General features: G+C 47.9%; 16 protein-coding genes. 5 read left to right on the top strand and 11 right to left on the bottom strand.

Going from position 1 to position 15,396, the window contains the following annotated elements:
- Nucleotides 1-28: 28 nt before the first annotated feature.
- The 4 genes from ACY2RR_RS18725 to ACY2RR_RS18710 all read right to left on the bottom strand — a co-directional run bounded on the left by ACY2RR_RS18725 (nucleotide 29) and on the right by ACY2RR_RS18710 (nucleotide 4,024).
- Nucleotides 29-889 (bottom strand): ABC transporter permease, encoded by an 861-nt coding sequence (locus tag ACY2RR_RS18725; protein ID WP_490109701.1) that lies wholly within the window; start codon nucleotides 887-889, stop codon nucleotides 29-31.
- A gap of 3 nt (nucleotides 890-892) precedes the next feature.
- Nucleotides 893-1,759, bottom strand: a complete 867-nt coding sequence (locus ACY2RR_RS18720) for an ABC transporter permease (protein WP_490109700.1) — start codon at nucleotides 1,757-1,759, stop codon at nucleotides 893-895.
- Entirely contained in the window at nucleotides 1,756-2,868 is a 1,113-nt protein-coding gene (locus ACY2RR_RS18715; RefSeq protein WP_490109699.1) for an ABC transporter ATP-binding protein, read from the bottom strand. Before ACY2RR_RS18715 ends, ACY2RR_RS18720 begins: the two co-directional genes overlap by 4 nt.
- 88 nt (nucleotides 2,869-2,956) lie before the next feature.
- Nucleotides 2,957-4,024 (bottom strand): extracellular solute-binding protein, encoded by a 1,068-nt coding sequence (locus ACY2RR_RS18710; protein WP_490109698.1) that lies wholly within the window; start codon nucleotides 4,022-4,024, stop codon nucleotides 2,957-2,959.
- A 268-nt stretch (nucleotides 4,025-4,292) separates the two neighbouring features.
- Between ACY2RR_RS18710 and ACY2RR_RS18705 the strand changes: the two genes are divergently transcribed.
- On the top strand, nucleotides 4,293-4,496 hold the full coding sequence (locus tag ACY2RR_RS18705) for a YqaE/Pmp3 family membrane protein (RefSeq protein ID WP_490109697.1): 204 nt from the start codon (nucleotides 4,293-4,295) through the stop codon (nucleotides 4,494-4,496).
- A gap of 3 nt (nucleotides 4,497-4,499) precedes the next feature.
- On the top strand, nucleotides 4,500-5,156 hold the full coding sequence (locus ACY2RR_RS18700; protein WP_490109696.1) for a DUF2959 domain-containing protein: 657 nt from the start codon (nucleotides 4,500-4,502) through the stop codon (nucleotides 5,154-5,156).
- A 49-nt stretch (nucleotides 5,157-5,205) separates the two neighbouring features.
- On the opposite strand, the gene ACY2RR_RS18695 is transcribed toward ACY2RR_RS18700, so the two are convergent.
- Together ACY2RR_RS18695 and ACY2RR_RS18690 are read right to left on the bottom strand one after the other, a co-directional pair.
- Entirely contained in the window at nucleotides 5,206-6,234 is a 1,029-nt protein-coding gene (locus ACY2RR_RS18695) for a hypothetical protein (protein WP_490109695.1), read from the bottom strand.
- A 252-nt stretch (nucleotides 6,235-6,486) separates the two neighbouring features.
- Nucleotides 6,487-7,554 (bottom strand): methyltransferase, encoded by a 1,068-nt coding sequence (locus tag ACY2RR_RS18690; RefSeq protein ID WP_490109694.1) that lies wholly within the window; start codon nucleotides 7,552-7,554, stop codon nucleotides 6,487-6,489.
- Between the two features lie 181 nt (nucleotides 7,555-7,735).
- Here ACY2RR_RS18690 and udk point away from each other — a divergent pair, with 181 nt between their 5' ends.
- Nucleotides 7,736-8,356, top strand: coding sequence for a uridine kinase (gene udk, locus ACY2RR_RS18685; RefSeq protein WP_490109693.1), 621 nt, complete (start codon nucleotides 7,736-7,738; stop codon nucleotides 8,354-8,356).
- Nucleotides 8,357-8,629: 273 nt separating this feature from the next.
- Complete coding sequence (locus ACY2RR_RS18680; RefSeq protein ID WP_490109692.1) at nucleotides 8,630-9,670, top strand: GMP reductase; 1,041 nt, start codon at nucleotides 8,630-8,632, stop codon at nucleotides 9,668-9,670.
- Between the two features lie 58 nt (nucleotides 9,671-9,728).
- Here ACY2RR_RS18680 and ACY2RR_RS18675 read toward each other — a convergent pair whose 3' ends face one another.
- Both ACY2RR_RS18675 and pflA read right to left on the bottom strand, forming a co-directional pair.
- Nucleotides 9,729-9,983 carry a hypothetical protein gene (locus ACY2RR_RS18675; RefSeq protein ID WP_490109691.1) on the bottom strand — a complete coding sequence of 85 codons (255 nt, stop codon included), beginning with the start codon at nucleotides 9,981-9,983 and terminating at the stop codon, nucleotides 9,729-9,731.
- A 113-nt stretch (nucleotides 9,984-10,096) separates the two neighbouring features.
- On the bottom strand, nucleotides 10,097-10,822 hold the full coding sequence (pflA, locus tag ACY2RR_RS18670; RefSeq protein ID WP_490109690.1) for a pyruvate formate-lyase-activating protein: 726 nt from the start codon (nucleotides 10,820-10,822) through the stop codon (nucleotides 10,097-10,099).
- A gap of 392 nt (nucleotides 10,823-11,214) precedes the next feature.
- Between pflA and ACY2RR_RS18665 the strand changes: the two genes are divergently transcribed.
- Nucleotides 11,215-11,682 carry a hypothetical protein gene (locus ACY2RR_RS18665; protein WP_490109689.1) on the top strand — a complete coding sequence of 156 codons (468 nt, stop codon included), beginning with the start codon at nucleotides 11,215-11,217 and terminating at the stop codon, nucleotides 11,680-11,682.
- Nucleotides 11,683-11,801: 119 nt separating this feature from the next.
- On the opposite strand, the gene ACY2RR_RS18660 is transcribed toward ACY2RR_RS18665, so the two are convergent.
- From ACY2RR_RS18660 to ACY2RR_RS18650, 3 genes are read right to left on the bottom strand one after another with little or no spacing between them, the layout of a single operon-like run.
- Nucleotides 11,802-13,106, bottom strand: a complete 1,305-nt coding sequence (locus tag ACY2RR_RS18660; RefSeq protein ID WP_490109688.1) for a sodium ion-translocating decarboxylase subunit beta — start codon at nucleotides 13,104-13,106, stop codon at nucleotides 11,802-11,804.
- Nucleotides 13,107-13,116: 10 nt separating this feature from the next.
- A complete protein-coding gene (gene oadA / locus ACY2RR_RS18655) occupies nucleotides 13,117-14,898 on the bottom strand; it encodes a sodium-extruding oxaloacetate decarboxylase subunit alpha (protein WP_490109687.1) in 1,782 nt (593 codons plus the stop codon).
- A 39-nt stretch (nucleotides 14,899-14,937) separates the two neighbouring features.
- Nucleotides 14,938-15,198, bottom strand: a complete 261-nt coding sequence (locus ACY2RR_RS18650) for an OadG family protein (RefSeq protein WP_490109686.1) — start codon at nucleotides 15,196-15,198, stop codon at nucleotides 14,938-14,940.
- Nucleotides 15,199-15,396: the final 198 nt, after the last annotated feature.

The following is a 15,396-nucleotide window of genomic DNA, read 5'->3' as shown; positions in this document are numbered from 1 at the left end:
CCATAACCGCTTCCAACCAACAAGCCTGTTATTGGCCAGGTTCTTTCCTCTGCACGAACAGGCTTAGCAAAGCTAACCCGCCAGAAGCTACCATCAACAGTAATGACACGGCATTCAGAACAGGTGTTGACCCTTCCCGCATACGGTCAAACATTGTGATTGTCAGAGGTGCATCACTGCCCACCAGTACCAATGTGGTATTAAAGTTCTCAAACGACATAAGAAAAGCAACAATGGCCGAACCAATAATTGCCGGCTTTAACCATGGCAGCGTTATGGTGCGGAACACATCAAAACGACTGGCACCCAGGTTAAGAGCGGCTTCCTCAAGTTGAATATCAAACTTTCGTAATCTGGCAGAAATCACCAGCGTACAAATGGTGCTGATAAAGGCAAACTGGCCAAGAATGACCATAGTTAATCCTGGCCGCAGAAACTCCAGCTCTATGCCGTAGTTATCTTCCAAACCGTTAGCCACATTACTGCCGAATGCCAGTACAGAAATACCCAGAATAACCCCGGGAATAACCAACGGTACAAGCATCAAACTGTACAGAAAGGCTTTACCACGAAAATTTTGCCGTTCGAACAGAAAAGCATTGGAGAGAGCCAGCAACACAGAAAGAGTTGCAACACCAGCAGCCACAAGCAAGCTGGTCACAATACTTTCCATAATTTTTTCATCATGGAACAAACCCTGCCGCTCCGCGGTATCGGCAAGGAACCAGTCCAGGGTAAATCCTTGCCAAGGCAAAGATGGGAACAAACTGTCGTTAAAAGAAAACGCAGCGACAACAACCAGCGGCGCCATAAGAAATACAAAGAATGCAAAAATGTAGGCTTTGTAAGTTCGCTGAAAAGCGCGGCTTTGGGGAATAGATGCAATCATAATTTACCGCCCCATTGTTTCGCTGAAAGATTGTCGACTGAGCTTTAATCCAAGCCAAACCATCAGGGAAGACAACACCAGCAACAAAATGCCAAAGGCTGAACCCTGTTCCCAGTTAAACCGGGTTATAAACTGGGTGAAAATCTGCTCGGTAAACCAGAGACTGTCTTTACCTCCGAGAAGCGTTGGAGTCAGGTAATTACCCAATGTCAGCATAAACACCACAATACAACCGGAAACTATGCCGGGCATTGCGTAAGGAATCACAACTTCCCGCAAAGCATTCCAGCCATTACCGCCCAGGTCATAAGCGGCTTCCACCATGCTGTCATCCAGCCCTTCAAGGGTGCTGACCAGAGGAACAACCATAAACAGCATAGAGGTGTAGATCAGGCCAACCATCACAGTTACATCGTTATAAAGCAGTTCAACCGGCCCATCTACCAGCCCTGTAAACTGCAAAAGATTGCTGACAATTCCGGTTTCCCGCAGAAGAATCATCCAACCGTAGGTGCGCACCAACTCGCTCACCCAGAAAGGAATCAAACACGCCAGAAACAGCACACTCTTGGATTTTCCCTGAGCGACTTTGGCAATGTACCAGGCCACAGGGAAAGCAATCACCAGAGTAATCGCGGTTGTCAGTACAGACATTACTGCTGTGCGCAAAAAGGTGCGCCAGTAGAGAGGTTCAGTAAAGAACTCCTGATAGCTCCCCAGGCTGAACTTATAAACGCCATAACTCACCCGCTCTCTCAGGGAGATATTCAAAATCTCCAAGTGAGGCAGAAGAATCAGCAGGAAAAGATAAAGCAACAACGGCATCAGTAATAGAAACAACGCCAGCCGCTTACCGGTTAGCGTGTTCATGCCTTGCCCTCATCAGATGTTAAAAAAACATGGCTTTGATCAGCTTTCCAACTCAGGAACAGCTCATCACCACTGTTAATATCCGAGAACTCACTAGTCTGTGGATGAACAACCTGGATCTCAGAACCTGTCTGGCTCTCCCGAATTAACAACCGGCTGTTACCACCATCAAACAAAATATTTTCAACCCGACCACTCATCGAGTTATCACTGGCCTGGCTTTGCTCACGACTCAGGTGAATCATTTCCGGGCGAACAAACAGCTCTACATTTTGTCCGTTTGCCATGTCTGTGTTCACTCGTTCACGGGCATGTAGAAGCTGGCCACAATCTGTTTTCACTTCAACAATATCGCTATTACGACCAACAACTGTGCCGGAGAAACGGTTACTCTCCCCCACAAATCCAGCAACAAATGGTGTTGATGGGTTGTAATAAAGATCCTGTGGTGAGCCGACCTGTTCAAAGTGCCCGCGATTCATAACGGCAACGGTATCTGACATAACCATGGCTTCAGACTGGTCATGGGTGATGTAAATAAATGTGGTACCAAAGGCCTGCTGGAGTTTTTTCAACTCAACTTTCATATGTTCACGAAGCTTAAGGTCGAGCGCACCAAGAGGTTCATCCAACAACAGTACATCTGGCTCCAGTACCAGACACCGAGCGATAGCAATACGTTGTTTTTGACCACCGGAAAGCTGACTGATAGCTCGACCACCCACATCAGGCAACCCTACCCGCTCCAGAGCATCAGCAACTTTACGTTTAATATCTGCAGGCTTTTCTTTGCGACGGCGCAAACCATAAGCGATGTTTTCTGCCACTGTCATCATAGGGAACAGGGCAAGGTGCTGGAAAACCATATTCACCGGGCGCTTATTGGGGGGAATCCCCAACATAGAGCGCCCTTTAATTTCAATATCACCGGAGCTGGGCTCAAGGAATCCAGCCAACATACGCAACAGTGTAGTTTTGCCACAACCAGATGGGCCAAGAATTGAGAAAAATGAACCGCGGGGAATCTCGAAACTGACATCCTGAACAGCCAGGAAATCATCAAATGTTTTATTTATATTACGACAACTGAGATCGATCTCGCTGGTCATGAATACTTCCTACATGAAAACTCAGGGACTGCAAGCAACTGTTGCTGTTATAAAAACAGAAACAGCTGCCTGACAGCCAGGGAGGGGCTTACTGGGCAGCTTTAATACGATCGAGAACTTTGCCTTCGATAGTTTCCAGACCTGCAGGAACAGGTGGATACCACTTGATGTTATCGAGGGCAGCCTGATCAAAACTGGCCTTGTAGCTGTTGCTCAAACCTTCTTCAACAAAAGCAGCAGCACCGGCAGAGGCAGTAAACTGACCCGCGGAAGAAGTGATCAAAGCAGCGATTTCAGGACGGTTTACAAAGTTAATCCACTTGTAAGCCGCTTCGTCGTTCTTGCCTTTGGCTGGCAGAACAAAGGTGTCGATCCAGCCCAAGGCACCACTCTTAGGTGCCACATAGTTGATATCTTTGTTCTCTTTGTTCAGCTTCCAACCGCCAGCATCCCAGCCCATAGCCAGAGTGACTTCGCCACTGCGCAGTAGGTTGATCAGTGCATCACCGCCGCTCCAGTAAGCTTTCACATTGTCCTTACAGGACACCAGACGGTCTTCAACCTTAGACAGAATCTTTTCATACTTAACCGGATCGTCATAAGCGGCGAAGGGGTCTTCACCCATATCAAAGGCAAAAGCGATCAGTGTAGGACGCTTCAGACGGTAAGAAACCTTGCCCTTGTAATCTTCGGAACACAGGTCAGCAAAGCTGTACTGGTTCTTGCCAGATGCAGTGTTGGCGATCAGGCCACTGGTACCCCAAACGTGAGGAACACCATAAGCTTTACCATTAACAGTGGTGCTGTCCTGCGTGGATTTCAGCATGGACTGGATATAAAGGGACTTATCCAGCTTACTTATGTCCATAGGCTTATAGATACGGAATTCCTGCTGGGCACTGGCCACACGGTCCTGACTGGGCTGAGCCAGATCGAAACCGGCACCACGGGTAGCACGCAGTTTAGAAATCATATCTTCGTTATTAGACAGCGTAACCTTAACGTCGATACCGGTCTCTTTTTCGAAAAGGTCAATAACAGGCTGAGGTGCATATCCGCCCCAGGTCAGCAATCGCAGCTCTTCTGCCTGTGCGGATACACTAAGAGCAAGCCCTGAACATACGGCTGCTGTCGCAATGGTCTTTGCTATTTTCATTCTTCCCCCGGTCTTGTAACCGTTGTTTTTAGCCATGCCAGAAAATGACATGAGATATGCTATTTACGCTGCATGACACTTTTGTTACGCACACATTTTGTTAGCAACGTTTATTTTTTGACCATATGGTTTGTATCATGACGTTCGCAGAATTAACAGAGCAGAACAACATCGCACATATTCGCCTGACCTGCAGATGTCGCTACAACGCCCATCTGCGTGTAATATTCGCACCACAATAAGGATATTACCCTTCTGAGGTGAAACTATGCGTTATCTGTTAGCAATCATTCTGCCACCTTTGGCGGTTTTCCTGTGTGGAAAGCCGGTTCAGGGCATTCTCAATATCGTTCTAACTCTGTTTTTCTGGGTTCCCGGTATTGTTCATGCGTTGTTTGTTGTGAACTCCCATTTAGCGGATAAGCGTAACCAGGAGCTGATTAAGGCAATAAAAGAAAAAGACGAGAACTAAGCCATGAACATTTCACAACATGTACGAAGCATCCTGACGGTATCCGCAATCCTTCTGTTAACTGGGTGCCAAAGTGCCTATTACAGTGCAATGGAAAAAGTGGGTGTCCATAAACGGGACATTATGATTGACCGCATTGAAGAAACCCAAAGTGCTCAGGAAGAAGCACAAGAGCAGTTTAAATCAGCTCTCGATCAGTTTCGTACAGTTGTGAATTTTGACGGCGGTGATCTGGAAGACCTTTATGACAGGCTCAATGGAGAATATGAAGACAGTCTATCTGCAGCAGAAAACGTTCGTGGTCGTATTTCTGCCGTAAAAGATGTTTCCGAAGCCCTGTTTGATGAATGGGAAGATGAACTGGATCTTTACACCAGTTCTTCACTAAAACAGGCCAGCGCCCGCAAGCTTAAAGACACCCGTCGCCAATACGAACGAATGGTGGCAAGCCTTGAGAAATCCGAAGCCCGTATGCAACCTGTATTAAATGCCTTTCAGGATCAGGTGCTTTATCTGAAACATAACCTGAATGCACGGGCGATTTCAGCGCTTAAAGGGGAATTTAATAATATTAAATCGGATATTGATCGCCTGATCAGTGATATGCAGCGTTCAATTAATGAATCCCGAAAGTTTCTTGATGCTTTAAAGCAAACCTGAAAATAAAACGGCGACTTAATAGTCGCCGTTAAAACCTTTGCTCTAACCATCAAAGATCAGAAGGTGGATTCTGCTGAGATTTCGGTGTATTCAACATTGCCTCAAGCTGTGCAATTCTTGCTTTAAACTCTTCAGAAGAGTTGCTTTCTCTTGGCAATACTGGACGAATACTGGATACACCACCAAAGTGCCGCTTATAAACAAGCATGAGTTGCCCTCTTACTCTCTTATCGGCAAGACAGTCTTGAGCGTATTTGATTGCATCGTTAGCCGCATAACGCTTCAAAGTCTTTAGCCGTTGAGGATCTATAGGAACCCCTTCTTGAGCCATCTTGTAACGGGCCTCAAGCTCCCTGTTCAATGACTGCTGATATTCTTCCAGCTCACCTAAAGTATTTTGTAATGCACGCGCCATCGCTGCATCACGCATATCTGGCGTTTCAATATCTTTTCCTTGTTTCGAGAACAACTCCAAGGCCTCTTTGAAGTGGTGCACTGTTCCTTTCACACCAGTTCTGTCACTACCAAACAGGATTAAGCGGCTCTCCCAGTCCTTACGCCAGTTCTTATGGCCATCATCAACGGCAAATGCGTCATCTCGTTTGAAGACTTCCAGGTTTTCTGCCCGCGCCTGATTCTCTAGTTCTTCTCGAGTTGTAGTACGACCCGATTCTTCTCTATCGGCTCGTGCCTGAGCTTTCTCCTGAGCGCTCTTGAGAGCCTCAGCGTTTTTCGGATTATTCACAAACGCCAGAATGTTAGCAAAGTACTCTGCCTTTTTGCTGGCATCACCATGGGAGGCAATTAAATCAAGTTCGTCTGCTGTAAGTTCTTTACCTTCCATGATTTTTTGCTGAACCTGGATAACCCGCTTGTCCAGCCGCACAAAGTGCACTGGGGTATCCTCAGCATTTTGCTTAAAGGTTTTAAAAGCATTTACCACGGAAACCTTCAGGCCACGCCAGAAGAATTTAATCTTGCCAACAAAGTTATTGTGAAGCAGCTTTGCTTCCAGTGTTCCCAGTGCGTTCTTCGCATTAGGAAAACGATCCCCCAGTACTTCTCCTAGCCAGCTCATCGGATACCTCTCCCTGATAACTCCGAAACAACCGCCCCACTTCCATTAGCTCAAATCAGCAACAGGCCCGGGCAGCCCGAAATACCATCACCATAGATAGCCATAACAGTGCAGGCAAATTACAGGAGGAAATGCGACAGAAGCCGTAACAGAAAGAGAAAACAGAGAATCCACAAATGAAAAAGCGCCAGTTTTTACAAATTAAACACTGGCGCTTTTGCAGATAAAATTAAATTAAGAAGGGCTAAAAGGTCAGATTTCTGCCGACTGGAACTCCTTGGCTACAGTTGCTCCGTAAATCGTAAAACCATTTCCTCTGGCCAACTCTTCACAATGCCCAAAAGTTTCTTCTATTAGTGGGCGGTACTTCAGAAAACTGTTAGCCACTATACGCAGTTGGCCACCCTTACCGAGATGATTGCGACAATCCTGAAGAAACTGTTCAGTCACATCGTAGCGGGTTTTTACCCCTTCATGGAAAGGAGGGTTGGAAATAATCCAGTCATACTTACCTTTCAGATTATCCAGGCCATGACTGGCTAAAACCTTGCCTTCCAGTTGATTAGCTGCCAGTGTTCTGCGGGCAGATTCCAATGCCATAGCATCAGTATCCAATAAGGTGGGGCGACAGCGCTTATGCCTTGCCGCAAACCAGCTGCCAATCACACCAGCGCCACAACCAAAATCCAGTAATTGCCCGCGCACATTTTCTTTTGACAAAGTTTCCAGTAGCAACCTGGTTCCAACATCTAAACGACCATGACTGAACACGCCTGGCAGCGTTGCCACATCAATAGCTGTACCAGCAACCTCAACAGAGAAGTGTGATTCTTTCAACTCCGGGGCTGACTCCCTGAAAGAATCATCTGACTGAAGACTTAACATCCCGGAATGACAACCGCTTGCTACAGAGTCAACCTCACCCCACTTGGCCAGTTTCTTCTTCCAGGATTTAATCCCCGTGCCATTCTCACCTACCAGCCATAGTGTGCCGTCTTCAGACAATCTGGAGCACAACTGGGTGAGCATCGCCTCTACCAATGGACGGCTTTTTTGCAGATAGAGAACAATGGCACCATAAGCACCATTAAGATTGGATAAGTCATGACTATAAGCAACACGATCAGCAGGAAGACTTCGGCTGGCAATCTGCTCAACTTCTGAAACAGTGGTAAATACACTGATCTCTGTACCTGACAAATCATTACCAAGTTCAGAAATCACACTGTCAGAAGGGGGCATCGCCAAGAGCAGGCGATTTACTACTAGCTCATCACTGTTACGCAGCAACAGTCGGGAAGGGTTTGTCAGGCTGCTCATTATGCATACCGCAGAAAAAGCCGTTTTATACCCCAGAGGCCTGACTTCGTCTACTCAACGGGCGAAAGCGATCAACAATTCTTTATAAGTTCAACTGATTATGTATAAAGCCCTATCCACTTCGAAGCGGTCAATAACTATACTCCTCCTAATTTAAATAAATTCAGGACAGATGATCCTTATGTCTCAGAAAACCATTCTGGTCGGAATTGCAGGAGCGTCCGCTTCAGGAAAAAGCCTGCTGGCAGAGACTCTGGTAAAAGAGTTTCCCCGAGAGCATTTGTGCGTCATTTCTGAAGACTCTTACTATAAAGACCAGACACATCTTTCCATGAGTGAACGGGTCAAAACTAACTACGACCACCCGGAGTCCATGGACCATGATCTGCTGCTCAAGCATCTGGAAATGCTGAAAGACGGTCAGGCTATTGAAGTACCTATTTATGACTACGCCGAACATAACCGCACTCGCGAAAGCCGTCGTATAGAGCCATCCAAGGTCATTATCTTTGAAGGTATTCTGCTGTTTGTAAACCCGGCTATCCGAGAGATGTTTGACCTGCGCTTTTACATGGACACACCGCTGGATATCTGCCTGACTCGCCGTCTGCAGCGTGACATTATCACTCGCGGTAGAGATATGGAGTCAGTCATCAACCAGTACATGGAAACTGTTCGACCTATGTTCCTGCAGTTTATTGAACCGGCTCGTCAGCATGCTGATTTGATTATCCCACGTGGTGGCAAAAATCAGATTGCTATCGACCTGATCAAAACCAAGATTCACTCCCTGGTTAACTGAGCCTGTACAGCCAGTTCAACCAAAAACTAAAACGCCCTTTCTTTAACTGGTTGGGGCGTTTTTTATATAACGCTCGAATTCTGTACAAACACAGGCTCGTTTTTACCAAATCAAACAATGTCCCGAGCACATATTTACAGCTCAATGAAATTGCTGGATACTTAATCGGTATAAGCGGCCAATACCCGCACTCACCCCGCTGGTTGTTTTCTCAACTGCTTGTACACTTTCTTTATATCTTTTTTTCAGGGCCAAACAGGCTTAAGCATCGTTATGCGCATAGAAAGTGATATTAAACTCGGTTTCAAAGACGTTCTGTTCCGCCCCAAGCGCTCCACCCTGCGCAGCCGTTCTCAAGTAGCGTTACAACGCACTTTCCGTTTTATGCACTCTGGTCGTGAATGGACCGGTGTGCCCGTTATTGCAGCCAACATGGATACTGTTGGTACTTTTGAAATAGCTAAGGCTCTTGCTGAACATGGCATGCTTACAGCTCTTCATAAGCATTACACTGAACAGGAATGGGATTCCTTCCTGAAAGACGCAGATGAAGATATCTACAACCGTATCATGGTCAGCTCAGGTACCTCTGACAAAGACTTTGTAAAACTGACCAGCCTGCTTGAGCGTCATCCCAAGCTCTACTTTATTTGCATTGATGTGGCTAACGGTTATTCCGAACATTTTGTCAGCTTCGTCACCAAAGTCCGCCAGGCATTCCCAGACAAAGTTATTATTGCCGGCAACGTTGTGACCGGTGAAATGGTTGAAGAACTGCTTCTCGGCGGTGCTGACGTTGTTAAAGTTGGCATTGGTCCAGGTTCCGTGTGCACCACCCGTGTTAAGACCGGTGTTGGCTATCCACAGCTGTCTGCCATTATTGAATGTGCCGATGCGGCTCACGGCCTGAGCGGTCAGATCATCGGTGATGGTGGCTGCACCTGCGCTGGAGACGTCTCCAAAGGTTTTGGTGGCGGCGCAGACTTTATGATGCTCGGCGGCATGCTGGCGGGTCACGATGAGTCCGGCGGTGAAATTGTTGAAGAAGATGGTAAAACCTTCAAACAGTTTTACGGCATGAGCTCTTCCACCGCTATGGACAAACACTCCGGCGGCGTTGCCGAATATCGTGCATCTGAAGGGAAAACGGTTAAGGTTCCTTACCGTGGCCCCGTTGTAAATACTGTTCAGGATATCCTGGGCGGCGTTCGCTCTACCTGCACTTATGTTGGTGCAGCACAATTGAAAGAGCTGACCAAGCGCACAACCTTTATTCGTGTGCAGGAACAGGAAAACCGTATTTTTAACGGTTAACCGACTTCCACAAAAAAGGCTGCAACTTTTGTTGCAGCCTTTTTTGTGGGTAATTATCTTAAAGATTGATAATTGGTCTTGGCTTTAAATGAGGCCAGGTTTTATAAACATCTTTTACATCATATTCATTGATGAATTTGAGAACGGCTCTGTGCTCTTTACTTCCAGTACCATAAAGTGCAGTAACCCCTAGAACCAAAGGAAAAGCATTAACAACCTTGAAAGTACGGCCAAGGGCATAAAGTTCTTCTTTAATCGCTGTTAGAACACTTTTAAAACCTTCGACTGAATACTGAATACCTTCTGTTCGCATAGGAAAACCTCCTTATTTAGTTAACGTTTTTGCACTGTATTACATCCTCGTTAACTCTTCCGTAACAGCGTTGCCAGGTACACTGACAATTCAGAGCAGGGCTCTATTCTTCATCAATAAATGGCGTTAACACCTCGCTCAAGGAAAATGCGCTGCAACCTTTGCATCAATTCTTCCGAAGGCGGCTTTACCTCATCCAGTTCATACTCATCTTTCAACATATCCCACTTGTGCTTGCCCAGTGAGTGATAAGGCAGGAGTTCAACCTTCTCTACATTCTTCATAGGCTTTACAAAATCAGCCAGCTGAACAGCGTACTCTTCTTTCGTGGTATAACCTTCAACCACAACATAGCGAACCCAGGTTGCCTTGTTCACTTCCTGAAGATACTTGGCAAAATGCAGAACGCGATCATTCTTGGTCCAGGTGAGTTTTTGATGCAGATCGTTATCCATGTGCTTGATATCCAGAAGCACCAGATCTGTAGCATCAATCAAATCTGCCATAGCCGGACTGATACCTTTCACATAGCCATTGGTATCCAGGCAAGTGTGAATGCCTTCTTTTCGGCATGCGCGAAATAGCTCAGTAACAAACTCAGGCTGCAAAGTCGGCTGCCCACCGGACACCGTTACCCCACCAGTGAGAAAATGCTTAACCGAGATAATCTTCTGCATGAGATCATCCACTGTCACCATTTCACCTTCTTTCAGGCTCCAGGTATCACGATTATGACAGTAGCGGCAGCGCATAACGCAACCCTGCATAAATACAACAAAGCGAATACCCGGCCCATCAACAGTGCCAAAAGAATCAGTGGAATGAATACGGCCCAGCATGACAACTCCAGAAACATGCATTCAGAAAGCGCAACCCCGTGCCATAAAGAAAAATCCCCATGACTGATGCGCGCAATACTACAAAAAGGCGGCCATGCTACTCTCTGAAACTGTCCATAACAACCTTTCAATTTGCCGGTAAATATAGCAAGTAAAGGGCTATTTACTCATGAGCATTAATAGATAAAAAAAATGGTGGAAGGCGGCATTTGACCAATAATTACGCATTCGCTGCGTGGGAGCAGATAGATATGTCAATGTGGGAATTTCGACCGCCCTTCGCCTTCTGAGCTTTAGGTAGTGTTACCTATGTTTGCTCTGCAAAGCATTGTCTAGTATTCGGCGCCATAAACACTTCAAAAGTTACAGGACGTCATCCTCCGGAGGACGAAATGAGCAAGTACCTCTACTCGACCGTTTATGAGGAATTCACTGGTTTGAAACCCCCCGAGCCAACAGATAACAAGCAGCGCCGAAAGCGTGGTTATGGACACCCCTACCGCATGCGATTAAACATGCAGGAAGAGACAGAGACCAAACAGAAAAAACCTGAACGCCGCAATCAGTTTGGTCAGCCAATTAACAGCGCCCGCAAAAGCCGTGACGAACAGCCACAGCAGAGCAGAGAACTGCCTCCACAGTTTAATGCCGCACGTGCACAGCGGGAAGAAAGACACGAGTCACAACAGAACTTCAGAATAAACCAGAGCGTGAATAATGAAGCGCCTGTGCTGAGCATGCCGACAGAGCGTAGAAATTCCAGCTCCGCGCCTAAGGTCACCTACAAAAAGCGCAGACAGTTCACCCTGGAAAAGATTGAGAACACCACCACTGAGCCTGCAGATTCATCTTCTGATTAAGGCTTAATGAGCGACTGCAATACAGTCCGTTCATTCCTGGTAACCCAGACAGTTATCAGCCAGATATAAAAAGGCCCAGCTTGAAACCAAGCTGGGCCTTTTCATTTCAGCGGCAAAGATTACAACACAGACACGTATTTAATCATCACACCAGCGGCAACCGCAGAACCGATAACACCGGCTACGTTTGGCCCCATAGCATGCATCAGCAAGAAGTTGTGAGGGTTCGACTCAAGGCCTACCTTGTTAGATACCCGCGCTGCCATAGGTACGGCAGATACACCGGCAGAACCAATCAGCGGATTAATCTTCTGCTTACTGAATACGTTCATCAGCTTGGCCATCAACACACCTGCAGCGGTACCGATACCGAAAGCCACAATACCCAGAGACAAAATGCCCAGAGTTTCTGGATTCAGGAACTTGTCCGCCACCAGCTTAGAACCAACAGAGAGGCCAAGGAAGATGGTCACGATGTTGATCAAAGCGTTCTGAGCAGTATCAGACAAGCGATCAACAACGCCACATTCACGCATCAGGTTACCGAAGCAGAACATACCCAGCAGTGGTGCAGCATCCGGCAGTAACAACGCTACCAGTACCAGCAACACCAGCGGGAAGCTAATCTTTTCCAGCTTGGACACATGACGCAGCTGAACCATCTCAATGGCACGCTCTTTCTCAGTGGTCAGCGCCTTCATAATGGGCGGCTGAATCATTGGAACCAAAGCCATGTAAGAGTAGGCCGATACTGCAATCGCACCCAGCAGTTCAGGTGCCAGTACGCTGGATACGTAGATCGCAGTCGGGCCATCTGCACCACCGATAATCCCGATAGCAGCAGCCTGAGCGACAGAGAAATCCATGATACCCAGAGAGGTCATACCTACAGCTCCCAGCACGGTAGCGAAGATACCAAACTGCGCAGCAGCACCCAGGAACAGAGTCCGGGGATTAGCCAGCAGGGGACCGAAGTCAGTCATGGCTCCTACACCCATAAAGATCAGCAGCGGTGCAACGGTGCTACCAATAGCCACAGAGTAGAAGTTATACAGCATGCCATTGTTGTAGCTCAGATCAGCAGCTAACTGCTCAGCGGCTGTCTGCACTGCAGCCGGGGCACTGTAGTACACATCAAGAATCTGCTTATAGTTCTCAAACTGTGCACCCAACACCGCGCCTAGCTGATCCAGCTGGGCAGCCGTACCTACATGGGCCAGCTGCTCAACGGCACTATAGGCCAGACCTGCAGCAGGAATGTTGGCCAGAATGCCACCAAAACCAATCGGCACCAGCAGCAGTGGTTCAAAGTTCTTACGAATTGCCAGATACAACAGCAGGAAACCAATAGCGATCATAATCGCCGAATTGACATCCAGATTGTACAGGCCTGACCCTTCCCAGAGGGCTATTACCTTATCCATAACAGCCTCCTTATGCGATGGTCAGCAGCTCATCGCCAACAACAACGGTGTCGCCTTCTTTGACAGCTACGCTGCCAACGGTACCCGCTTTGGAAGCACGAACTTCTGTTTCCATCTTCATGGCTTCGAGGATCACGACAACATCACCAGCCTGAATCTGCTGGCCAGGCTGCACATTCACCTTCCAGATATTACCGGCCAGTGGTGCAGGCAAAGGCTCGCCACCACCTACTGGAACCGCAGCAGGCGCAGCGCCGGCAGCAGCTGGTGCGGCAGAAACAGCCTTAATGCCGGACACATCACCGCCATCGGCCACTTCAACCACATACTCAGCGCCGTTCACGTTAACGGTGTAAACCTCAGGCTTACCGCTGTCTTTAGCAACCATTTCCTGACCGGTTGGTACCGGCTCAAAGGCATCCGGGTTACCACGGTTTTCCAGGAACTTGTAACCAATCTGCGGGAACAGAGCGACAGTCAGTACATCATCAATGGCGCTGTCAGCCAGAGTGATACCTTTGCTCTGAGCTTCGGCTTTCACTTCTGCTTCCAGCTTGTCCATTTCTGGCTCAATCAGGTCAGCCGGACGGCAGGTCACAGGCTCTGCACCATCAAGAACACGGGCCTGCAGTTCTGCGTTCATAGCAGAAGGTGCTGCACCGTACTCACCCTTCAGGATGCCCTGAGTCTCTTTGGAGATAGTCTTGTAACGCTCACCAGTCAGTACGTTCAGAACAGACTGAGTACCAACAATCTGAGAGGTTGGAGTTACCAGAGGAATAAAGCCCAGGTCTTCACGAACCCGAGGAATTTCCTGCAGTACTTCGTCAAACTTATCGCCAGCGCCCTGCTCTTTCAGCTGGTTTTCCATATTGGTGAGCATGCCGCCAGGCACCTGTGCCACCAGAATACGGGAATCCACACCACGCAGTGCACCTTCAAACTTGGCGTACTTCTTCCGCACTTCACGGAAGTAAGCAGCGATCTCTTCGATTTTGTTGATATCCAGACCGGTATCACGCTCGGTGCCCTGTAGAGCAGCAACGATGGATTCGGTGGGTGAATGTCCGTAAGTCATGGACATGGAAGAGATTGCGGTATCAACACGGTCAACACCGGCTTCGATAGCCTTCAGCAGAGTCATGGAAGACAGGCCTGCAGTGGCGTGACAGTGCAGTTGAACTTCCAGGTTGGTTTCTGACTTCAGGCGGGAAACCAGTTCGTAAGCCTGATAAGGGGTCAGGATACCAGCCATATCCTTGATACACAGGGAGTCAGCTTCCAGGTCTTCAACCTGCTTAGCCAGCTCAACCCAGTTATCCATACTGTGCACAGGGCTGGTAGTAAAGGAGATCGTGCCCTGAGCGTGAGCGCCCTGTTTCTTCACAGCCTTCATAGCCTGCTGCAGGTTACGTGGATCATTCATGGCATCGAATACCCGGAACACATCCATACCGTTAGCAACAGCGCGCTCAACAAATTTATCTACGACATCGTCTGCGTAATGACGATAGCCCAGCAGGTTCTGACCACGCAACAGCATCTGCTGTTTGGTTTTTGGCATGGCTTTTTTCAGCTCACGCAAACGCTCCCATGGGTCTTCTCCCAGGAATCGAATGCAGCTGTCGAATGTAGCACCGCCCCAGCTTTCAAGGGACCAGTAGCCAACTTCATCAAGCTTCTCAGCGATAGGAAGCATATCGTCCAGACGCAGGCGGGTAGCAAACAGCGACTGGTGTGCGTCGCGCAACACGACATCGGTAATGCCCAGCGGCGCTTTATTAACGGTCATTCTTTTATTTCCCCCAGATAGAAATACAGAAACTGGCAGTTATTGGCGGCGTGCGCGATGCTGGCTGATAGCTTCGCTGATCACTGCGAGCAGAACCGGATCTGCGGCAGGATCTGTGGCACTAGCACTAGGTGCTGCAGCTTTACGAGGAGCTGGTGCAGCTTCCTCAGGAGCAATGGCCAACACAACTTTTGACATCAGACTGGTGGCAAAGACCAGGACGGTCAGAAAGATAAATACGAAGCCCATGCCGAACATCATCAGCGACAGGCCTTCATTTATGAGTTCTGCTTGGGACATGGCACACCCTGTTATGGTTTTATCTGCCTATCTGACCCGGATGATTATTCCTTGGTCGACAGCTGTATTGGAATTATGGGTTATAAGTCCGGGGGCTATTGTACCCAAATAGCTATATCACGCAATCCCAACCGTACAAACCACTGATCTTGTGCATTATTTTCGCCCATTTCTTACTTTCCGCATACAAAAGACAAT

The organism is Parendozoicomonas sp. 2304DJ65-17, from assembly GCF_058148445.1.
Note: the sequence above shows the minus strand (reverse complement) of the source record. Positions and strands in the feature narration are given on the sequence as shown.

What these genes read in the sequence shown, in the direction of transcription:
- ACY2RR_RS18715 (WP_490109699.1), bottom strand. Translation starts at nt 2,868, where the DNA reads ATGACCAGCGAGATCGATCTCAGTTGTCGTAATATAAATAAAACATTT.
- ACY2RR_RS18695 (WP_490109695.1), bottom strand. Translation starts at nt 6,234, where the DNA reads ATGAGCTGGCTAGGAGAAGTACTGGGGGATCGTTTTCCTAATGCGAAG.
- ACY2RR_RS18705 (WP_490109697.1), top strand. Translation starts at nt 4,293, where the DNA reads ATGCGTTATCTGTTAGCAATCATTCTGCCACCTTTGGCGGTTTTCCTG.
- ACY2RR_RS18665 (WP_490109689.1), top strand. Translation starts at nt 11,215, where the DNA reads ATGAGCAAGTACCTCTACTCGACCGTTTATGAGGAATTCACTGGTTTG.
- ACY2RR_RS18710 (WP_490109698.1), bottom strand. Translation starts at nt 4,024, where the DNA reads ATGAAAATAGCAAAGACCATTGCGACAGCAGCCGTATGTTCAGGGCTT.
- oadA (WP_490109687.1), bottom strand. Translation starts at nt 14,898, where the DNA reads ATGACCGTTAATAAAGCGCCGCTGGGCATTACCGATGTCGTGTTGCGC.
- ACY2RR_RS18690 (WP_490109694.1), bottom strand. Translation starts at nt 7,554, where the DNA reads ATGAGCAGCCTGACAAACCCTTCCCGACTGTTGCTGCGTAACAGTGAT.
- ACY2RR_RS18725 (WP_490109701.1), bottom strand. Translation starts at nt 889, where the DNA reads ATGATTGCATCTATTCCCCAAAGCCGCGCTTTTCAGCGAACTTACAAA.
- ACY2RR_RS18680 (WP_490109692.1), top strand. Translation starts at nt 8,630, where the DNA reads ATGCGCATAGAAAGTGATATTAAACTCGGTTTCAAAGACGTTCTGTTC.
- ACY2RR_RS18650 (WP_490109686.1), bottom strand. Translation starts at nt 15,198, where the DNA reads ATGTCCCAAGCAGAACTCATAAATGAAGGCCTGTCGCTGATGATGTTC.
- ACY2RR_RS18700 (WP_490109696.1), top strand. Translation starts at nt 4,500, where the DNA reads ATGAACATTTCACAACATGTACGAAGCATCCTGACGGTATCCGCAATC.
- ACY2RR_RS18660 (WP_490109688.1), bottom strand. Translation starts at nt 13,106, where the DNA reads ATGGATAAGGTAATAGCCCTCTGGGAAGGGTCAGGCCTGTACAATCTG.
- pflA (WP_490109690.1), bottom strand. Translation starts at nt 10,822, where the DNA reads ATGCTGGGCCGTATTCATTCCACTGATTCTTTTGGCACTGTTGATGGG.
- udk (WP_490109693.1), top strand. Translation starts at nt 7,736, where the DNA reads ATGTCTCAGAAAACCATTCTGGTCGGAATTGCAGGAGCGTCCGCTTCA.
- ACY2RR_RS18675 (WP_490109691.1), bottom strand. Translation starts at nt 9,983, where the DNA reads ATGCGAACAGAAGGTATTCAGTATTCAGTCGAAGGTTTTAAAAGTGTT.
- ACY2RR_RS18720 (WP_490109700.1), bottom strand. Translation starts at nt 1,759, where the DNA reads ATGAACACGCTAACCGGTAAGCGGCTGGCGTTGTTTCTATTACTGATG.